This window comes from Bacillus sp. AFS001701, from assembly GCF_002559405.1.
In the GTDB taxonomy this organism is placed as follows: Bacteria; Bacillota; Bacilli; order Bacillales; family Bacillaceae_G; genus Gottfriedia.
Window position 1 is genome coordinate 1 of sequence record NZ_NTZO01000514.1, and the last position, 967, is coordinate 967.

The 967-nt window shown below is 29.4% G+C and carries 1 protein-coding gene; it reads right to left on the minus strand.

Annotation, left to right across the window (positions count from 1 at the left end):
- Nucleotides 1–86: 86 nt before the first annotated feature.
- Complete coding sequence (locus CN514_RS21825) at nt 87–626, minus strand: DUF2179 domain-containing protein (RefSeq protein ID WP_098234377.1); 540 nt, start codon at nt 624–626, stop codon at nt 87–89.
- Between the last annotated feature and the right edge of the window lie 341 nt (nt 627–967).

The following is a 967-nucleotide window of genomic DNA, read 5'->3' on the forward strand; positions in this document are numbered from 1 at the left end:
CCAAGGAAGGTAAAGTTAATATAATAAAAAAAATCAGAGAAACTTTATTCCAGTTTCTCTGATTTTTTATTTACTCTATATAGAGTCTATAATATATTCGATTTCTTATGTTTAGCTTTCTTCATTGCATTTAATAAAAATCCACCCTTAAACCTTCTTGCTTCATATGAAATAATAAAGGCACTTGGTTCATACTGCTCAATAAGATCCATTAGTTCGGGTTCTCTATTACGTTTTGTTAATATATCCAAATGATATCGCTCGCTGTCCCTTCCTTCGCCTTGGAATACAGTCACTCCGAATCCTTCCTCACGAAGTCGGTTAATTAGCAATTTATTTTTATTCGTTAAATTAACTACTAAAGTCGTATATCCGATCGCTAAGCGATTTTCTACGTAACTTCCAATTAGAATACCAATTCCAAATCCGACAGCATAAACAATCATTGATAATGTACTTTGGTCTCCAGAAAAAACAAGCGACAATCCAAATACATAAATAATTGCTTCCAAAAAACCAAAAAGCGCAGCAGATACACTCAACCCTTTTACAAGAAAAATTGTTCGTAATGTTAAGACTGGTACATAAATCAATTGCAATAATAAAATAAGTAAAATATCTTTCAATGTTGACACCTCAAAATTTAAATTTTGGACAGATTTAGGTATATAATTTGTTTCATCCTAAGCCTTGCTTTTAAACTTTTTTTAAGGAATCAAAGTGAAAGCCTAGTAGAAAATTATTTTAATAATAAAGTTGAATTGATACGTAAACAAAGTGATTTTTTTGTATTATTTACCAGTTGTAGTACTTAATTCAACTTGTTCAGTTAAATTCCTGCTAATCTTTAAGGACATTAAATGATTACTGTAAAAATAAAGCGTACCTAATATGAGTATGTTCTTTTCATCTTATTGCTTAAGTAGTTACTCATGAATTTATTATGGGTAAGTTATTTTCTTTTTCT